This is a genomic window from Enterobacter sp. BIDMC 30, assembly GCF_000534355.1.
Lineage (GTDB): Bacteria > Pseudomonadota > Gammaproteobacteria > Enterobacterales > Enterobacteriaceae > Enterobacter > Enterobacter ludwigii.
This window is the reverse complement of record NZ_KI973169.1, coordinates 745863-763316: the sequence shown is the minus strand read 5'-3', so window position 1 is coordinate 763316 and position 17454 is coordinate 745863. Positions and strand designations below refer to the sequence as shown.

The window sequence follows — 17454 nt, the reverse complement described above, 5'->3', positions numbered from 1 at the left end:
ATCAACCTCAGACAAACATGCGCGATATCAGGTAAAACAGGCAGCAATACAGCGCGGTATTGAACAATGCAGGATGCCAGACAAAATCGTAGATCCCGGTGGGGACCAGCACCTTGCGCACCAGCCAGAAAATCGCCAGTGATAAAAGAAGCTCGAAAAATATCGGTGGGAACGACAAACCGAACACCACGATAACGGGAAACAGACTCATGTTGACCTTGATTAGAGAGAGTGCAGGCTTCAGACTTTTTTAGCGCACGCCACCGCAGGAGAGCAAGAAACGCCGGGCGAGAATGGCGCAGCCGTTATGTAATTAATAATATATTAACGTAACTGTTATGCTGTTATCTATAATATGTGATCTAAATCACTTTTAAGTCAGAGTTAACAATGGAACGTCTAAAACGGATGTCGGTCTTTGCCAAAGTGGTTGAACTTGGCTCTTTTACCGCCGCTGCACGTCAGCTTCAGATGAGCGTCTCTTCCATCAGCCAGACCGTGTCCAAACTGGAAGATGAGCTGCAGGTCAAGCTACTCAACCGCAGCACCCGCAGCATTGGGCTGACGGAAGCGGGTAAGATTTACTATCAGGGTTGTCGCCGCATGCTGCTCGAAGTGCAGGATGTGCACGAACAACTTTACGCCTTCAACAACACGCCTATCGGTACGCTGCGCATCGGTTGTTCTTCAACTATGGCACAAAATGTTCTCGCCGCCATGACCGCTGACATGCTGAAAGAGTACCCGGGATTAACCGTCAATCTGGTCACGGGCATTCCCGCCCCGGACCTGATTGCCGACGGGCTGGACGTGGTGATCCGCGTGGGGGCATTACAGGACTCCAGCCTCTTCTCCCGGCGGCTAGGCAGTATGCCAATGGTGGTCTGCGCCTCGAAAAGCTATCTGGCTCAGTACGGGGTACCGGAGAAACCCGCCGATCTCACCAACCACTCCTGGCTGGAGTACAGCGTTCGCCCCGACAATGAATTTGAGCTGATTGCCCCGGAAGGGATTTCCACCAGACTGCTGCCGGAAGGACGGTTCGTCACCAACGATCCGATGACTATTTCGCGCTGGCTGGTGGCCGGTGCCGGGATCGCGTATGTGCCGTTAATGTGGGTGATCAACGAGATCAACAGCGGTGTACTGGAGATCCTCTTCCCGCGCTATCAATCCGATCCGCGTCCGGTGTACGCGTTGTATACCGAGAAAGACAAACTGCCGCTCAAGGTTCAGGTGTGCATAAACTATCTGACCGAGTATTTTGTGGACGTGGCGGAGTTGTTTCAGGGAATGCGCGAAAGACGAAAGGAATAACCTTTAATTTCCGAAATGTATATTTGTGATGAATATTCCAGGATGATACAGACCGTCATTCAGGAATATTCCTTCACCCCTGCCAGGAATAGCGAATTGACACTGCCGCCATCTGCGCCTTACCTTATAAACAGTCTGACAGTCAGGCTGTTATTAATTTGTTACCGATATGAATAATAAAATGTATTTCTCAGGATGACGTTAAACAAGGAAAAGAAATGAATCTATTTGAACAAACACCGCCTTCACGCAGGCGCTATGGACTCGCCGCGTTCATTGGTTTGATTGCAGGGATTGTCTCCGCCTTCGTAAAATGGGGAGCAGAGGTGCCGCTTCCGCCGCGAAGCCCTACCGATTTATTCACCAGCGCATGCGGACCGGAGCAATTAATAAGAGCCGCAGGTCAGATTGATTGTTCCCGCAATTTTTTAAATCCTCCTTATGTATTTTTACGCGACTGGCTGGGCATTGCTGACCCTAACGCCGCGGTTTATACCTTTGCCGGACATATATTTAACGCGGTCGGCGTAACACATATTATTTTCTCTATCGTCTTTGCTGTAGGGTATTGTGTAGTTGCTGAAGTCTTCCCGAAAATTAAACTCTGGCAAGGTTTACTGGCGGGTGCGTTAGCGCAGCTTTTTGTTCACATGATCTCCTTCCCGCTGATGGGGCTGACACCCCCGCTGTTCGAACTGCCCTGGTACGAACACGTCTCAGAGATCGTGGGGCATTTGATCTGGTTCTGGTCGATTGAAATAATTCGTCGTGACCTACGTAACCGCATCACGCACGAGCCCGACCCGGAAATCCCGCTGGGTAACGCACGTTAAAAAAAATGGCGCGACCTTTACAGTCGCGCCATTTTTTCAGATTGATTCAGGTCAGGCGGTGCCGCCCACCGTCAGGTTATCCACTTTCAGCGTTGGCTGACCGACGCCAACCGGCAGGCTCTGGCCCTCTTTACCGCAAACACCAACGCCGTTATCCAGTTTCAGATCGTTACCGACCATGGAGATTTGCTGCATGGCTTCAATACCGGAGCCAATCAGGGTCGCCCCTTTCACCGCTTTGGTCACTTTGCCTTTCTCAATCAGATACGCTTCTGAAGTGGAGAAGACGAACTTACCAGAGGTGATATCCACCTGACCGCCACCAAAGTTTGGCGCGAAGATGCCGTAATCAACGGACTCGATGATCTCCTGCGGTGTGGATTTACCCGGCAACATGTAGGTGTTTGTCATACGCGGCATCGGCAGATGCGCGTAGGATTCACGACGGCCGTTGCCCGTTGGCGCAACGCCCATCAGACGCGCGTTGAGTTTGTCCTGCATGTAGCCTTTCAGTACGCCATTTTCGATCAGCACGTTGTACTGCCCGGGCGTACCTTCATCGTCGATTGAAATCGAGCCACGGCGATCCTGCATCGTGCCGTCATCAACCACGGTACAGAGTTCAGAAGAGACGCGTTGTCCCATCTGGCCGCTGAATACGGAGGTGCCGCGACGGTTAAAATCGCCTTCCAGACCGTGGCCCACCGCTTCGTGCAGCAGCACACCAGGCCAGCCTGCGCCAAGTACCACCGGCAATGTACCGGCGGGTGCCGCCACGGCAGACAGGTTCACCAGCGCCATGCGCACGGCTTCTTTTGCCCACGCGTCAGCGCGTGCTTCACCGTCAACATCGCCCAGGAACCAGTCATAACCAAAACGACCGCCGCCACCGCTTGAACCGCGCTCACGTTTACCGTCGTCTTCAACCTGCACGCTGACAGAAAGACGTACCAGCGGACGCACATCCGCTGCCAGCGTGCCGTCTGTCGCCGCGACCAGGATCAGTTCATAGACACCGCTCAGGCTGGCAGAAACTTCCTGCACGCGTTTATCCGCAGCGCGTGCGACTTTATCCACGCGACGCAGGATATCCAGTTTCTCTTCACGGCTCATGCTCTGCAGGGGATCGATACTGGTATAGAGCGCAGAGTGCTGCACTTCACCCAGCGTCTTCACGCGACCGTCACCGGTTTCGCGCACGATAGTCCGCGCAGCCAGCGCGCTCTGCTCTAGTGCGGCCAGGCTAATCTGGTCGGCATAAGCAAAACCGGTTTTCTCGCCGCTGACGGCACGTACACCGACACCCTGGTCAATGTTATAAGAGCCATCTTTAATGATGCTGTCTTCTAAAACCCAGGATTCGTGATAGCTCGACTGGAAATAGAGATCGCCGTAGTCGAGACGGCGTTCGGTCAGTTGACCAAGAATGGAGAACAGGTCCTGATGGCTCAGGCCGTTCGCTGCGAGCAAATGTTCACTTACCAGGTTCAGACTCATCGTATTGCTACTCGTTCGTTGCCGCCCGTGGCGGTATATAAATCGTATTTATTGAGAGTGAGGCAATTACCTGCCCACGTCAAATCATTGCTGTGCATCTTTGCGCGGCTGGCGCAGCACTTCATTAATCTGCGGTTTATCCACCGGCCCGGTGATGCGATAGCGCAGAATAGAGACTTTGCTCCACAGCGGCCCCAACACTTTACTGGCGGCAAACACCGCCGCACCGACAATCGGGTTCACCACAAAAGCCGCCGCCACGCCGACGGTGGCAGAAATTTCAGGTGCCACCACCGCTTCCATATCCAGTTCGCGGCGCACGAGGTTGACCGAGCCTTTCATCGCAATATCCGCTTCCAGGCCGTCCACCAGCGTATCGTCGGTATGCAGCACCCCGTCTTTGATCCATGCCGTACTGCGGATAGAGTCGTAATAGAAACCTTCGCTGAAGGTATCGCTAAAGTCGAAACGCAGCTTACGCAGCAGGGCATCAAAGCTCAACAGACGCAGTATCTGGCCCGCATGCCCGGTACTCACATCGGCAATCTCACCCTTGCCAAAGCGGGTTTTCAGAATGCCGTTCAGCGAGGCTTCATCCGGCGTCCACGGTGCCGCACGCCAGTGGAGATCGTAATTCACGTCAAATGATGACCCCCGCAGCGGCGTGCTGATGCCAAAGAAGTTAGCCACGGAATCCAGTTTATTGCCCTTGATGTCGCCCTTCAAAGAGGTTCGCTGCTCGCCCGGGTTATTAACCCACTCCCCGGCGGCCCTCAGACGGCCAAAGCCGGTGTCGATAAGCCCGCCCGCAAGGCTCAGCGTATTCCCCTTAATGGCGAAATCGCCGTCAATACGGCCATACTTTTGACCCCAAAGCCAGCACTCAGCACAGCGTAACTGGAGATCGGGCCAGCCGCTGAAGTCGATACGGGTTGGGTTATTCAACGGCGCCGTATTTGACGGATGATCTTTTCCGCTCGCGGTGGCCGGGTTGTAGTAAAGATAGCGAATCGCCGCCTGCCACGGCGCATTGTCGCGCATGGTCAGCGTGCCATTGATCTCCCGGCCCTGGGCTTCGACTTTTGACCCGTTCGCCGTTGGCTGCGAAACAATGCTCAGGTTATTCCACTGCTGTCCACCCAGCATCAGCGACGGCGTACGAACAGTAATGCCCTGCGGGAACTGGGCAGCCTCATCAACGTTTTGGCCTACGCCCTTCTGGAACAGAGCCAGCCACTCGGCCCCGTCCATTGGCGGCAGATTAAGCTCAATGCCGGTGTGATCGGGCAGCGGCGGCGTGGTGCGGCTGTCCGTCGTCCAGATGGCTCTGTCGAGCGTGAGCTTGCGGTTAAGCAGCCAGCGGCTGTTGAAATGGTTTTTCTCACCCGCACTACCGGTCAGCGCGAAGCTGTTAAGATTGCCATCGACGTTAACCTTTATTGGCAGCGGTTGACCGGACGATTTATCCAGCGGTGCAGGCAACTGGCTCTGAATGTTTTTCAGATCGCCAGTGATATCAACTTTATAGCGCGCACCGGCGTGATAAGGCAGTTCAATTGCCACCTTGCCATTCCAGGAGACTGCACCATTAACGGACTCCTCGATCGGCTTCGGCAGAACATCCATGCGCGATGGCTGCCAGTTGCCGTCCAGGTTGACGGCTACCTGATAAGCTTTCTCGCCCTCGGTGGTCGAGAAATCAATATTCACAGGCTGATTAAACCAGCTGGCCGTGAGCGGCTCGCTCTTCAGATTACCGTTCTCAAAGCTAAACTGCCCGCTGAGGTTCTTCAGGGTGCTTTCAAGCGGCTTAATATACAGGCTGTTGTTATTGAGACGGACGTCGCCTTTGGCGGTGGTCATTTCACCGTCGAGCGGGATATCAAGATGTAAGCGAGCACTCACATCGCCATCCAGCTGCAGCTGCTGAAGGGTGGCTGCCAGGGACTCTTTCAGCGGCGTGTCTTCAAAATAGGGGCCGACCGCTTTCCCGGGGCCGTTAATGTCGGCATCAATCAAAAGCTTCTCTTTTGAGTAATCCGGAATGTTTGCCGTCAGGTTACTGGCCGTTACGCCGCCCAGCGCCACGTTGTCTGCCTTCATCCATAATCCGTCATTGATAAAATTAAGTTCAATGTCGAGATTTTTCAGCGCAGGCCAGCCCGGCTGGAAGGCAAAGGTGGCGTTGTGCAGCGGCACCAGCACCTGGAATTGACCTTCATTGTGCTTGTACGGGAAAAGATGCGGATTACCGCCGTAGACCAGGGTGGCATTATCCGCCTGACCGCCCTGGATCGCGCCGCTCAGATAGTCCACCAGCGCTTTGCCCATCAGGTTTTCGGGGAAGTAGCGCCAGGCCTGAGAACCGTCGTTAGTGCTGATCCCGGCCAGAATACCCAGCCACGGCTCTTCACCTTCAGGCTGCAGATAGCGGAAATCGCCACGCGCATGCACCGCTTTGGCTTTCACATCGATATGGCGCCCATCCAGCTGGAAGCCTTTATCGTTACGCAGCCAGTTGAGCACCGCATTGCCTTGTTCAATTTCCAGCGGCGCACGGAAGACCGTTTCGTAAGGCATTCTGGCGTCATGCATATCGACCGTTAACCTGCCGTTCTCAACGCTCCCTTCCAGCTTACCGCTGAAGTTTTCCGCCCCCGGTAACATCTTCCACTGCTTCCAGGCCAGACCTTTCCATGCGGCCTGAAAACGGGTCTTTTCCGTGGCCTGAAGCGGGATATCCAGCGCCAGCGAATCTATCTTTCCGCTTGGCTGCGTTGCCAGCCAGATCTCACCCAGGTCCGGAGAGAGCTTGGCGGCCATCGAGCGAAGACCTTCTATTGCGGCCAGATCGAGGTTGCTGGCGCGAATACGCAGCTCGTCACTGCGTTTGCTGGTCGCCCCACCGACATCCTGTTCCGGCATCCAGGCCAGCGTCAGAGCCCCGCGCGGCCAGGGTTTGTTATCCATGGTGATGCGTGTGTCCGGAATGGCAAACTGCCAGCCCTCTCTCTCTTTCGTCACGTGCGCGGTGAGGTTATCGACCGAAAGTTGATGCTGCTGTTTTTCGCCCTTCCAGCTTGCGCCCCCCTGCTTAAGCCAGATATCGCCGCTGGCAAATACCCCTTTCGTCAGGGTCATCCAGCCTTCAAGGCTAAAACGGGCGGTTTCCAGCTGCATATTTTGCTGTAACCAGTCGCCGAGCCACGGCTTAACATCCACGTCGTCGGCCTGCAGCCATACCTTGCCGTTATTTAACAAACCGTCGTCGTCGCGCAGATCCATACGAACCTGCATCACGCCGTGCTGGCCGTTCAGGCTGGAGAGATTCACCTGTCCTTCCGCACGATGGCGTTCTTTGCCGTTGAGCCAGGTCAGCTGTGGGATCGCCAGTTCAGCGCGCTGCCCGGAGAGGGTAATAAAGCTCACTTCACTATCGCGCAGATCGAAATGATCAAACTGACGCAGGAAGAGATCGCTGAAGCGGTTGGTTTCAAGGCTCTGATTGCTATCGCCGCCGGACAGCGGGGTATTGGTCAGAAACTGAAGCTGATAAAAGGTAAGATCGCGGAACTGCCAGCGAAAATGGAGCAGGCTTTGCCAGACATCCAGCGCCAGGGTGACGCGTTTGATTTTCAGATAGCCGCCATCTTTCAGGCTGGCATTGATATCCCGGACATCAAGCGTCGGGCCAAAATTCTGCCAGCTGGCGCTTATCTGGCTCACGTCCACCGGGACACCGGTGGTGGATTCGATTTTTGCCAGCAGCTGCGGACGCCAGCTGTCCAGATGTGGTAAAACGAGGCGCAGCCCGCTCACGAGCAACGCGACAATCACGACCAGCGTTGCCCCTGTAAGCAATAAAATCCCCGGCAATCGCCTCACTCATCTCTCCTTGTCAGCTTTGGTCACGCGGCGTACCGCGTCTTACATCATCACGACGTCAAACTGCTCCTGGTTATAGAGCGGTTCGATTTGAACTTTTACCTGTTTGCCGACAAAGATTTCCACTTCCGCCAGCGCGTGCGACTCTTCGCCTTTCAGCGCTTCAGCCACCGCAGGGGAAGCATAGACCAGAAAACGATCGGAGTCGTAGGCATGATGAACGCGAACGATTTCACGCATGATCTCGTAGCAGACGGTCTCAACCGTCTTTACTGTGCCACGTCCGTGGCAGGTTGGGCATTCATTGCACAGCACGTGCTCCACGCTTTCGCGGGTACGCTTACGCGTCATTTCCACCAGCCCCAGCTGTGAGAAGCCGTTGATGCTGGTTTTCACGCGATCTTTACTCAGCGCCTGCTCCAGCGAGTGCAGCACACGACGGCGATGGTCTTCATTACTCATATCGATAAAGTCGATGATGATAATGCCACCCAGATTGCGCAGGCGAAGCTGGCGGGCGATGGCCTGCGTGGCTTCGATGTTGGTATTAAAGATGGTGTCATCCAGGTTGCGATGGCCGACAAACGCGCCGGTGTTGATATCCACCGTCGTCATCGCTTCGGTCTGATCGATGATCAGATAGCCGCCGGACTTCAGTTCAACCTTGCGTTCCAGCGCTCGCTGGATCTCATTTTCGACGTCATAGAGATCGAAGATAGGCTGACGCCCCGTGTAATGCTCCAGCAGGCCAGGCATTTCGGGAATGTATTCGGCGGTAAATTCCAGCAGCGCTTCATAGGTCAGGCGGGAATCCACGCGAATTCTGTCGAGCTGTGCATCGGCAAAATCACGCAGGACGCGCTGAGCCAGCGCCAGTTCGCCGTAAAGCTGGTAGCGGGTCTGGTTGCGTTTTTTACGCTCCATGACTTTGGTCCAGACGCGCTTGAGGTAGGCCGCATCAGACGCCAGATCGTCTTCACTGATCCCTTCTGCGGCGGTACGGATGATAAATCCGCCCTGTTCATCGCAGTAAGCGCTGACCACTTTTTTAAGACGCTCGCGCTCGCTTTCGCTCTCAATGCGCTGCGAAACGCCCACGTGCGACGCGCCAGGCATAAAGACCAGATAGCGGGAAGGCAAGGTAATGTCGGTCGTCAGACGGGCGCCTTTTGTGCCCAGCGGATCTTTGACGACCTGTACCATCAGATCCTGGCCCTGACGCACCAGTTCGGAGATATCGCGCACGGCAAACTGCTTTTGCTCTTCGCCCGCGACGCACTCGGTATGCGGCATAATGTCGGAGGCATGTAAAAATGCCGCCTTATCCAGTCCAATATCTACAAAAGCCGCCTGCATACCCGGTAGTACACGACTGACACGACCTTTGTAGATATTGCCTACTATTCCGCGCCGCGCTTCACGCTCAATATGAATTTCCTGAAGAATGCCACCATCAATATAGGCCACACGGGTTTCCGATGGCGTTACGTTTACCAACAATTCAGCCGTCATAATTATCCCTTCCCTCACGCAGTGAGTTAAAATTGCTCAGCAACTCATACGTTTCCACCAGCGGTAAGCCGACTACGGCGTGATAGCTGCCATTAATCTTCCTGACAAAACAGCCACCCAGCCCCTGAATACCGTATGCACCTGCCTTATCCATCGGTTCACCGCTGGTGATATAAGCGGCGATCTCGTCGTCGGTAAGCACTCTGAATGTCACGTCCGTCACCACCAGGCAATCCAGCACGTGCTGGCTGTCCGCCAGCGCGACGGCGGTCATTACCTGATGTGTTTGTCCGGACATTTTGCGCAGCATGCGCGCCGCATGTTCAGCGTCGTGCGGTTTCTCAAGCACTTCACCGTTAAGAATAACGATGGTATCTGCCCCCAGCACCGGCAAGTCACGCGGCGTTTGCGCCACGCCTGCCTGCGCTTTCTCACGCGCCAGTCGAGAAACGTACTGCTGGGCACTTTCGCCTTCAGCGCGTTTCTCTTCGATGCCCGTAACAATGCGTTCAAAGGAGACGCCCAGTTGAGTGAGCAACTCCTGACGACGCGGAGAACCAGAAGCAAGATATAGAGACGTCATAGAAACCTTTTATTGCACAGCAAACTGCTGGCGAACCTTACGCATCAGCAGGAACAGCCACGGCCAGAGCACACCGTTTACTACACTACTCCAGAACACTTCCGGTCGGAAAGAGACGTTGATCACTAAAAACTCTGCCCAGAAAACAACGATATCCGCAGCAAGCGACAACAACATCACCACCAGCGCCTGTTGCCAGAGCGCGAGGTTACGAAAGAGCTGGAATTTAAGTGCGACGAGGTACGCAATAATACTCATGGACAAGGCGCGCACGCCAAGCGTAGAGCCACTAATGAGATCCAGTATGGCACCCATCACAAAACCTGTGCCGACATTTACGCGGTGCGGCAGGGCAAGGATCCAGTAGAGCAAAATGAGCAATACCCAGTTTGGCCGGAAAACGAGAATGTCGTCCGGCCAGGGCATGATTTGCAGTAACAGCGCAATGAGAAATGAGAGCCAGATAACCCAGCGTCCCTGGCTACGGTAACTTGCCACTACTGCCCTCCCGAGGAGAGTTTAGGCGGTGGCGGTGCATCCGGCAGCGGCTGCGTTAGCCCCGTAGCAGGGGCCGGTACTGGCGCAGGGGGTCCCATGGCATCCGGTGCCGGCAGAACCTGCGGCATCATTTGCATCAGGCGTTCATTCGCGACGCGATGAACATCTTCAGGCGTCATGGGGTTAGCACCATTGCGGTCGGCGCCCCACAGCAGCAGCAGGTAGCGAAGACGCTGTAAACCCGCGGTTGGACGCGCCTGAATCACGGTATAGGCACGCTGCGTATCAAGCTTCACCGAAGAGACAACCGCAACCGGATACCCTTCAGGGAAACGTCCACCCAGACCCGACGTCACCAGAACGTCGCCCACACGAATGTCCGTGTTAGCCGGCAGATGTTCCAGCTGGAGATCGTCGGTACACCCGTTACCGGCCGCGATGACGCGAATGTCATTACGCAGTACCTGAATCGGCAGCGCATGCGTGGCATCGCAGATCAGCAGAACGCGGCTGGTCAGTTTGGCCACAGCAACAACCTGGCCTACAACGCCTTTATCACTGATAACAGGCTGACCTTCATACACACCGTTCACGCTTCCTTTGTCGATCACCACCTGATCGCTGTAAGGATCGTTGACGGTGGAGATCACCTGCGTCACCATCTTCTGCTCATCCTGACGCAGCGGCGAGCCAAGCAGCTCGCGCAGACGCGCGTTTTCCTGCTTATATTGTCCCAGCATCAGCAGCTCGCTGTTTTTCAACAGCAGTTCCTGACGTAATGCCCGGTTTTCGAGTTCGAGTTGGTCACGTGAAGACAACGTTTGAGAAACGGAGTCGAGCAACTCACGGGGACCATTTGAAATAAAGTAGAAAGGACTGACGGCGGTATCCATGTACGTTCTGATCTGACTGAACGTACCGAGGCGGCTATCGGCAATAATGACCCCAAGCGCAACCAGGACCGCCAGAATGAGGCGAAACTGTAGCGATGGGCCACGGCTAAAAATTGGCTTCATAGGCTATGCGTATTCTCGTGTCAGAGAGAAAGGGTAGCGATACGCTACCCTTTCACAATGACTACTCTTCGCTGAACAAGTCGCCGCCGTGCATGTCGATCATTTCCAGCGCCTTGCCACCACCACGGGCGACGCAAGTCAGTGGATCTTCTGCAACTACGACAGGAATACCTGTCTCTTCCATTAACAGGCGGTCGAGGTTACGCAGCAGCGCACCACCACCGGTCAGAACCATACCGCGCTCGGAGATATCAGACGCCAGTTCTGGTGGGCACTGTTCCAGGGCAACCATCACTGCGCTCACGATACCGGTCAGAGGTTCCTGCAGCGCTTCCAGAATTTCGTTGGAGTTCAGGGTAAAGCCGCGTGGAACACCTTCAGCCAGGTTACGGCCGCGAACTTCGATTTCACGCACTTCATCGCCCGGGTAAGCGGAACCGATTTCATGCTTGATACGCTCAGCGGTCGCTTCGCCGATCAGGGAACCGTAGTTACGACGCACATAATTAATGATGGCTTCGTCGAAACGATCGCCACCGATACGCACGGAAGAGGAGTACACCACGCCGTTCAGGGAGATAACGGCCACTTCAGTGGTACCACCACCGATATCCACCACCATAGAACCGGTCGCTTCAGAAACAGGCAGACCCGCACCGATTGCCGCCGCCATTGGCTCTTCAATCAGGAACACTTCACGCGCGCCTGCACCCTGGGCTGATTCACGGATTGCGCGACGTTCAACCTGGGTGGCGCCAACCGGCACACACACCAGAACACGCGGGCTTGGGCGCATGAAGCTGTTGCTGTGAACCTGCTTGATGAAGTGCTGAAGCATTTTTTCAGTCACGAAGAAGTCAGCGATAACGCCGTCTTTCATTGGGCGGATTGCGGCGATGTTGCCAGGGGTACGTCCCAGCATCTGCTTCGCGTCATGACCCACAGCGGCTACGCTTTTCGGCGAGCCGGCACGATCCTGACGAATGGCCACAACGGAAGGCTCATTCAATACGATGCCTTGTCCTTTAACGTAAATAAGGGTATTCGCGGTACCCAGGTCAATGGACAGGTCATTGGAAAACATGCCACGAAATTTTTTCAACATACTAAGGGATAATCCTGAAAGCTGGGGCGGAAAACAAAATCCGCTTACTTTACCAACCACACGCAGCAGCGACAAGGCGCAAAAATCATCTGCAGCGGTGAAAATTTGTGCAGTACGTATCCTGATGTTACAAATCTTTCCCTGATTCCCTCAGGGCTGAGTACACAGTAGCGTCCCTCACTGACATTTGTAACCCGCTAAAGGTCGTTCACTGGCTTTTTGCTCGTCATACTCAAAGCTACAGGCGCGATATTCTACGTGAAAACGGATTAAACGGCAGGTCAAACAGAGTATCTTTGCAAATATTTTTTCACATTGGTGTCAAGCGGCTGAGAGGAGGCAAAAAAATCCCCCTGACCGCCCGTCACACCGCGCTCTGTCAACATCTGCCATTCGCTTCTGGAGCGCACGCCCGTGGCAAAGACTTGTGTTCGCGTTCCCTTGCACGCTTCCACCAGACTCTGTACCAGCAGCTGGTTTTCCGTGCGCTTTTCAATGTTCCTTACCAGCCCCGGATGCAGCTTTAATAACTCCACATCCAGTTCCTTAATCCAGTTAGTACTGACCAGCGTTAAACCCGCCTGCGTGACCGCGACACGGGCACCTAGCGCATTAATCAACCGTACTACCGGACGTAACCGGCTGATGTGTTGACCCACATCCGCCTCAGCAAGTTCAAAAATAATGTGTTTGCGTTGCGATTTTTCGCATTGCATTAATGTATCACGCAACCAGCGCTGAAAACGCGGGCGAATTAACGACTCCACGGTAACCTGTAGCGCCAGGTTTTCTTCGGGCCAGAAGGACAAAAACGGCATGAGTCGGGTGATCTGCTGGCGGTCATACTCTTCAGAAAGCCCAAACTGCAGCACTATCGGCAAATATTCCGCGGAGATGACCTCTTCCGTACCGTCAAAAATACGGCACATCAGCTCACGGTGATGAACGTTCCCGTTTTTCATCACCGCCGGTTTTTGATAAATGCGCGGCCCGCCGCGGCTGAGCATTTGCTCTATCAACGTTCGCCAGCGCACATTGCCGCGCCCTTTTTCCGGTAACGAATCGTCATACACAGCCCAGCCGTTAGCGCCCTGCAACACGGCGTTGCGGGTTGCCGCTTCAGCATGTTCCATCACCTGTTCCGTCGACTGGCCGCCGCGCCAGGCACAGATGCCCATATGAACCATATCGTCCCTGTCGAGCATTTTGCTCTGCGGCAGCGCATCCACCGCTTTCAGCAGCTGGCTGGCGATGCTTTCTGACTCTTTCAGCGTACGGTGAGGCAACAGCACGGCAAAGTCGCTGCGGTGATAACGAGCCAGCAGCGCACCCGGATAACGCATAATAAAGGTGGAGAGCAGGTTGATCAGCGTAAAGAGATTCTCTTCCGCCACGCGCTGTCCCCAGGTGTCGCGCAGCAGATCGAAATCGGGCAGGCGAATCATCATGACAACACCGTGCGTCCCGACTTTTTCCGGATCGTCCAGCAACGTGGCCAGTTGATTATCAAAGAAAAGACGGTTGTTCAGCCCGGTTTTATTATCCTGCGCAGCGTAAGAGCGGATCAGCGTGTCCATACGGCTGCGCTGGTCGCTGGCGAACTGAATTTCTGAGAGCAGCGTATCCAGCGCACTGCTGGCACGCGCAGGCCATTCATGGATCGAGCCACGCACCTGCGGGCCACGTTCACCGTTCAGTATTCGCACGGAACGCATCTCCAGCAGTTCCTGACCAGAGAGCTGACGGCGCAGCCAGCGAACCGCGAGGAAAATCAGCAGGACAATAAACGCGACGGCGACGGTGAGCGGCGCGGTGGTCATCATCGAGCGGAAGTAGCTGGCCATTGGATCGAGGTAGACCATGTTTATGGTCATGCCCGGGTTTTTAAGGGAGTGCACCGTCACTTCCCGGTACTGGCTTACCACGCCCGCAGGCCGATAGCTGTCCTGCCGGGCATGGCTTAAAACATTATGCTTTCCCTGCAGAATGTCGATTTGGACAATATCGACAGGCACCATCAACTCATCCAGTTCGCGGGACAGCACCGGCAGCGGGGTGGTGAGGAGACGATTATCAATCACCGACGCGACAGACTGCACCCGATTAACCAGCTTGTCCTGAATGGCGTTATAAAAGCTCAGTGAACAGCCAAGGAGCGTGACAAAAATGGTCAGCCCCGTCAGTAAGGTGATAAAAGCCGAGAACTTCGTCGTTAATCGCATCCTTGAGATAACTCCGTGGGTTGAGGGGTTAGCGAGTAAGCGCTAACTTGCATTTCAAATGCGGCATACTATCAAACCTGGCGTATCTGGCAATTTATTGCGTTAAATCGGCATTGCTTTTCCCTGAGGGAGTATAGTCTTCAGGAGCTATTTTCCAATCATCTGAGTCGTGAGGACCCTGTATGCAGGCTTTGATCTTAGAACAGCAGGACGGCAAAACGCTTGCCTCGGTGCAGGCCGTTGAAGAGAGCCGACTGCCGGCAGGCGAAGTGACCGTCGACATCGACTGGTCCAGTTTAAATTATAAAGATGCGCTGGCTATTACCGGGAAGGGTAAAATCATCCGAAATTTCCCTATGGTGCCAGGTATCGATTTTGCGGGCCGGGTTCATGCGAGCGAAGATCCGCGCTTCCATGCCGGCCAGCAGGTGCTGCTCACGGGCTGGGGCGTGGGTGAAAATCACTGGGGTGGGCTGGCGACACAGGCGCGCGTGAAAGGCGACTGGCTGGTGCCGATGCCACAAGGCCTGGATGGTCGTAAAGCGATGATCATCGGTACCGCAGGCTTTACCGCCATGCTGTGCGTGATGGCGCTGGAAGATGCCGGTATTCGCCCTGAATCGGGTGAGATCGTCGTGACCGGTGCCAGCGGTGGTGTGGGCAGCACGGCGGTGACATTGCTGCACAAACTGGGTTACCAGGTTGCGGCAGTTTCCGGGCGCGAGAGCACCCACGCGTACCTGCGTCAGCTCGGCGCTAATCGCATCCTGAGCCGCGACGAGTTTGCCGAAACCCGTCCACTGGAAAAACAGCTCTGGGCAGGTGCGGTAGATACCGTCGGTGACAAAGTGCTGGCAAAAGTGCTGGCGCAGATGAACTACGGCGGCTGCGTGGCAGCCTGTGGTCTGGCGGGCGGTTTTGCCCTGCCCACCACCGTGATGCCCTTTATTCTGCGTAACGTTCGCCTGCAGGGTGTTGATTCCGTAATGACTCCGGCGGCGCGCCGCATTGCGGCCTGGGAACGTCTGCAGCGCGATTTGCCGGACACGTTCTTCACTCAGAGCGCAACCGAAATCACGCTTAGCCAGGCGCCTGAATATGCCAGCAAGATCATGGACAACCAGTTCCACGGCCGCGCGCTGGTGAAAATTGCCTAATCTTCAAATTTTCGTGACATATTCGCGCTAATCCCTCTCCTCCGTCATGCTTAGAAAAACGCATGACGGAGGATGCCATGAAAACCCGAAAACTGACGGAAGCCGACGTAACGTCTGAATCTGTCTTTATGTTACAGCGCCGCCAGATCCTGAAAATGCTTGGCATCAGCGCCACCGCACTGACGCTTTCCCCTGCGGCTCATGCCGACCTGCTCGACTGGTTTAAAGGTAACGATCGCCCGAAAGCCCCTTCCGGCGCCCCGCTCACCTTTACGAAACCCGCTCAGTGGCAAAACACACTGACGCTGACGCCGGAAGACAAAGTGACCGGCTATAACAATTTCTACGAATTTGGTCTCGATAAGGCCGATCCTGCGGCCAACGCGGGGAGTATGAAAACCGATCCGTGGACGCTGAAAATCGACGGTGAAGTGGCAAAACCGCTGACGCTGGACCATCACGATCTCACTACCCGTTTTCCACTGGAAGAGCGTATCTACCGCATGCGCTGCGTGGAAGCCTGGTCGATGGTCGTGCCCTGGGTAGGCTTCCCGCTGCATAAACTGCTGGCGATGGTTGAACCCACCAGCAACGCAAAATATGTCTCTTTCCAGACGCGCTACGCCCCGGACGAGATGCCGGGCCAGAAAGATCGGTTTATCGGCGGTGGGCTTGCGTATCCGTATGTCGAAGGGTTACGGCTCGACGAAGCGATGCATCCTCTTACGCTGCTGACCGTCGGTGTTTACGGCAAAGCACTCCCGCCGCAGAACGGCGCGCCTGTTCGCTTAACGGTGCCGTGGAAGTACGGTTTTAAAGGGATTAAATCTATCGTCAGCATTAAGCTCACCCGCGAACGTCCCCCCACGACCTGGAACCTGGCGGCGCCCGACGAATATGGCTTTTTTGCCAATGTGAACCCGCACGTCGATCATCCCCGCTGGTCGCAGGCCACCGAGCGATTTATCGGTTCCGGCGGCGCGCTGGATGTGAAGCGTCAGCCAACGCTGTTGTTTAACGGCTACGCTGATGAAGTGGCGTCGCTTTACCGTGGCCTTAATTTACGGGAGAACTTCTGAGTGCGTTTAACGGCAAAACAGATAACCTGGCTGAAAGTGCTGTTGCACTTAGCCGGGTTGCTTCCTTTTATCTGGTTATTCTGGGCCGCCAGCCAGGGGCTTTTTAGCGCTGATCCGGCAAAGGATATCCAGCACTTTACCGGTCGGATGGCTCTGAAATTTTTACTGGCGACCTTGCTGGTGTCACCGTTAGCGCGCTACGCTAAACAGCCATTATTGATACGCACCCGCCGGCTTTTGGGACTATGGTGTTTTGCCTGGGCGACGCTCCATTTGACCAGCTACGCCTTGCTGGAACTGGGCATTAACAACCTGGCACTGCTGGGCCGCGAACTGGTCACCCGTCCGTACCTGACGTTAGGTATCGTGAGCTGGCTGGTGTTACTGGCATTAGCACTGACATCAACGCAATATGCACAACGTACATTGGGCAGGCGCTGGCAACTGCTGCACAACTTCGTCTATCTTGTCGCGATCCTCGCGCCCATCCATTATCTGTGGTCGGTGAAGATCCTCTCCCCGCAGCCCATACTCTACGCGCTGCTGGCTGTGGCGCTTTTAGCATGGCGTTACAAGAAGTTCCGTCAGTGGTTGCGATAATTCACGAAACTGTGCGTTTTCCCGCAGAATCCCTGTCAACCGCGAATCTTTTTCGGATAGCGGTTGATAATCTTCCCTGATAAGACCAGTATTTAGCTGCCAAATGCTACGAAATCGTTATAATGTGCGACTTTGGTTTACCCGACAGCG

14 protein-coding genes are annotated in these 17454 nt (G+C 55.0%); 5 read left to right on the top strand and 9 right to left on the bottom strand.

Annotated elements, in window-relative coordinates:
- Positions 1-7 precede the first annotated feature (7 nt).
- Positions 8-211, bottom strand: a complete 204-nt coding sequence (gene aaeX / locus L466_RS18560) for a p-hydroxybenzoic acid efflux pump operon protein AaeX (protein WP_003860416.1) — start codon at positions 209-211, stop codon at positions 8-10.
- 179 nt (positions 212-390) lie between these two features.
- Between aaeX and aaeR the strand changes: the two genes are divergently transcribed.
- Positions 391-1317, top strand: coding sequence for an HTH-type transcriptional activator AaeR (gene aaeR / locus L466_RS18565; protein ID WP_014171854.1), 927 nt, complete (start codon positions 391-393; stop codon positions 1315-1317).
- A gap of 218 nt (positions 1318-1535) precedes the next feature.
- Positions 1536-2150 (top strand): YagU family protein, encoded by a 615-nt coding sequence (locus L466_RS18570; protein ID WP_032680184.1) that lies wholly within the window; start codon positions 1536-1538, stop codon positions 2148-2150.
- Between the two features lie 51 nt (positions 2151-2201).
- Here L466_RS18570 and tldD read toward each other — a convergent pair whose 3' ends face one another.
- From tldD to csrD, 8 genes are all read right to left on the bottom strand, one after another.
- Complete coding sequence (tldD, locus tag L466_RS18575; protein WP_014171856.1) at positions 2202-3647, bottom strand: metalloprotease TldD; 1446 nt, start codon at positions 3645-3647, stop codon at positions 2202-2204.
- 84 nt (positions 3648-3731) lie between these two features.
- On the bottom strand, positions 3732-7532 hold the full coding sequence (gene yhdP / locus L466_RS18580; RefSeq protein WP_032680182.1) for an AsmA2 domain-containing protein YhdP: 3801 nt from the start codon (positions 7530-7532) through the stop codon (positions 3732-3734).
- Positions 7533-7574: 42 nt separating this feature from the next.
- The gene (gene rng / locus L466_RS18585; RefSeq protein ID WP_014885432.1) at positions 7575-9044 is read right to left on the bottom strand and encodes a ribonuclease G; all 1470 of its coding nucleotides are present in this window, start codon (positions 9042-9044) and stop codon (positions 7575-7577) included.
- Positions 9034-9627, bottom strand: a complete 594-nt coding sequence (locus L466_RS18590; protein ID WP_014171859.1) for a Maf family protein — start codon at positions 9625-9627, stop codon at positions 9034-9036. Before L466_RS18590 ends, rng begins: the two co-directional genes overlap by 11 nt.
- A gap of 9 nt (positions 9628-9636) precedes the next feature.
- Positions 9637-10125, bottom strand: a complete 489-nt coding sequence (gene mreD, locus L466_RS18595; RefSeq protein ID WP_014071997.1) for a rod shape-determining protein MreD — start codon at positions 10123-10125, stop codon at positions 9637-9639.
- Positions 10125-11141, bottom strand: coding sequence for a rod shape-determining protein MreC (mreC, locus tag L466_RS18600; protein WP_014171860.1), 1017 nt, complete (start codon positions 11139-11141; stop codon positions 10125-10127). Before mreC ends, mreD begins: the two co-directional genes overlap by 1 nt.
- 61 nt (positions 11142-11202) lie before the next feature.
- Positions 11203-12246, bottom strand: a complete 1044-nt coding sequence (gene mreB, locus L466_RS18605; protein ID WP_000913396.1) for a rod shape-determining protein MreB — start codon at positions 12244-12246, stop codon at positions 11203-11205.
- Between the two features lie 281 nt (positions 12247-12527).
- A complete protein-coding gene (gene csrD, locus L466_RS18610; protein ID WP_032680181.1) occupies positions 12528-14468 on the bottom strand; it encodes an RNase E specificity factor CsrD in 1941 nt (646 codons plus the stop codon).
- A gap of 182 nt (positions 14469-14650) precedes the next feature.
- Between csrD and L466_RS18615 the strand changes: the two genes are divergently transcribed.
- From L466_RS18615 to msrQ, 3 genes are all read left to right on the top strand, one after another.
- The gene (locus L466_RS18615) at positions 14651-15625 is read left to right on the top strand and encodes an acrylyl-CoA reductase (NADPH) (protein ID WP_020883505.1); all 975 of its coding nucleotides are present in this window, start codon (positions 14651-14653) and stop codon (positions 15623-15625) included.
- Between the two features lie 77 nt (positions 15626-15702).
- Complete coding sequence (gene msrP, locus L466_RS18620) at positions 15703-16704, top strand: protein-methionine-sulfoxide reductase catalytic subunit MsrP (RefSeq protein ID WP_020883504.1); 1002 nt, start codon at positions 15703-15705, stop codon at positions 16702-16704.
- Positions 16705-17304 (top strand): protein-methionine-sulfoxide reductase heme-binding subunit MsrQ, encoded by a 600-nt coding sequence (gene msrQ / locus L466_RS18625; protein WP_014171864.1) that lies wholly within the window; start codon positions 16705-16707, stop codon positions 17302-17304.
- Positions 17305-17454: the final 150 nt, after the last annotated feature.

What these genes read in the sequence shown, in the direction of transcription:
- tldD (WP_014171856.1), bottom strand. Translation starts at nt 3,647, where the DNA reads ATGAGTCTGAACCTGGTAAGTGAACATTTGCTCGCAGCGAACGGCCTG.
- aaeX (WP_003860416.1), bottom strand. Translation starts at nt 211, where the DNA reads ATGAGTCTGTTTCCCGTTATCGTGGTGTTCGGTTTGTCGTTCCCACCG.
- L466_RS18590 (WP_014171859.1), bottom strand. Translation starts at nt 9,627, where the DNA reads ATGACGTCTCTATATCTTGCTTCTGGTTCTCCGCGTCGTCAGGAGTTG.
- msrP (WP_020883504.1), top strand. Translation starts at nt 15,703, where the DNA reads ATGAAAACCCGAAAACTGACGGAAGCCGACGTAACGTCTGAATCTGTC.
- L466_RS18615 (WP_020883505.1), top strand. Translation starts at nt 14,651, where the DNA reads ATGCAGGCTTTGATCTTAGAACAGCAGGACGGCAAAACGCTTGCCTCG.
- mreC (WP_014171860.1), bottom strand. Translation starts at nt 11,141, where the DNA reads ATGAAGCCAATTTTTAGCCGTGGCCCATCGCTACAGTTTCGCCTCATT.
- rng (WP_014885432.1), bottom strand. Translation starts at nt 9,044, where the DNA reads ATGACGGCTGAATTGTTGGTAAACGTAACGCCATCGGAAACCCGTGTG.
- aaeR (WP_014171854.1), top strand. Translation starts at nt 391, where the DNA reads ATGGAACGTCTAAAACGGATGTCGGTCTTTGCCAAAGTGGTTGAACTT.
- L466_RS18570 (WP_032680184.1), top strand. Translation starts at nt 1,536, where the DNA reads ATGAATCTATTTGAACAAACACCGCCTTCACGCAGGCGCTATGGACTC.
- mreB (WP_000913396.1), bottom strand. Translation starts at nt 12,246, where the DNA reads ATGTTGAAAAAATTTCGTGGCATGTTTTCCAATGACCTGTCCATTGAC.
- csrD (WP_032680181.1), bottom strand. Translation starts at nt 14,468, where the DNA reads ATGCGATTAACGACGAAGTTCTCGGCTTTTATCACCTTACTGACGGGG.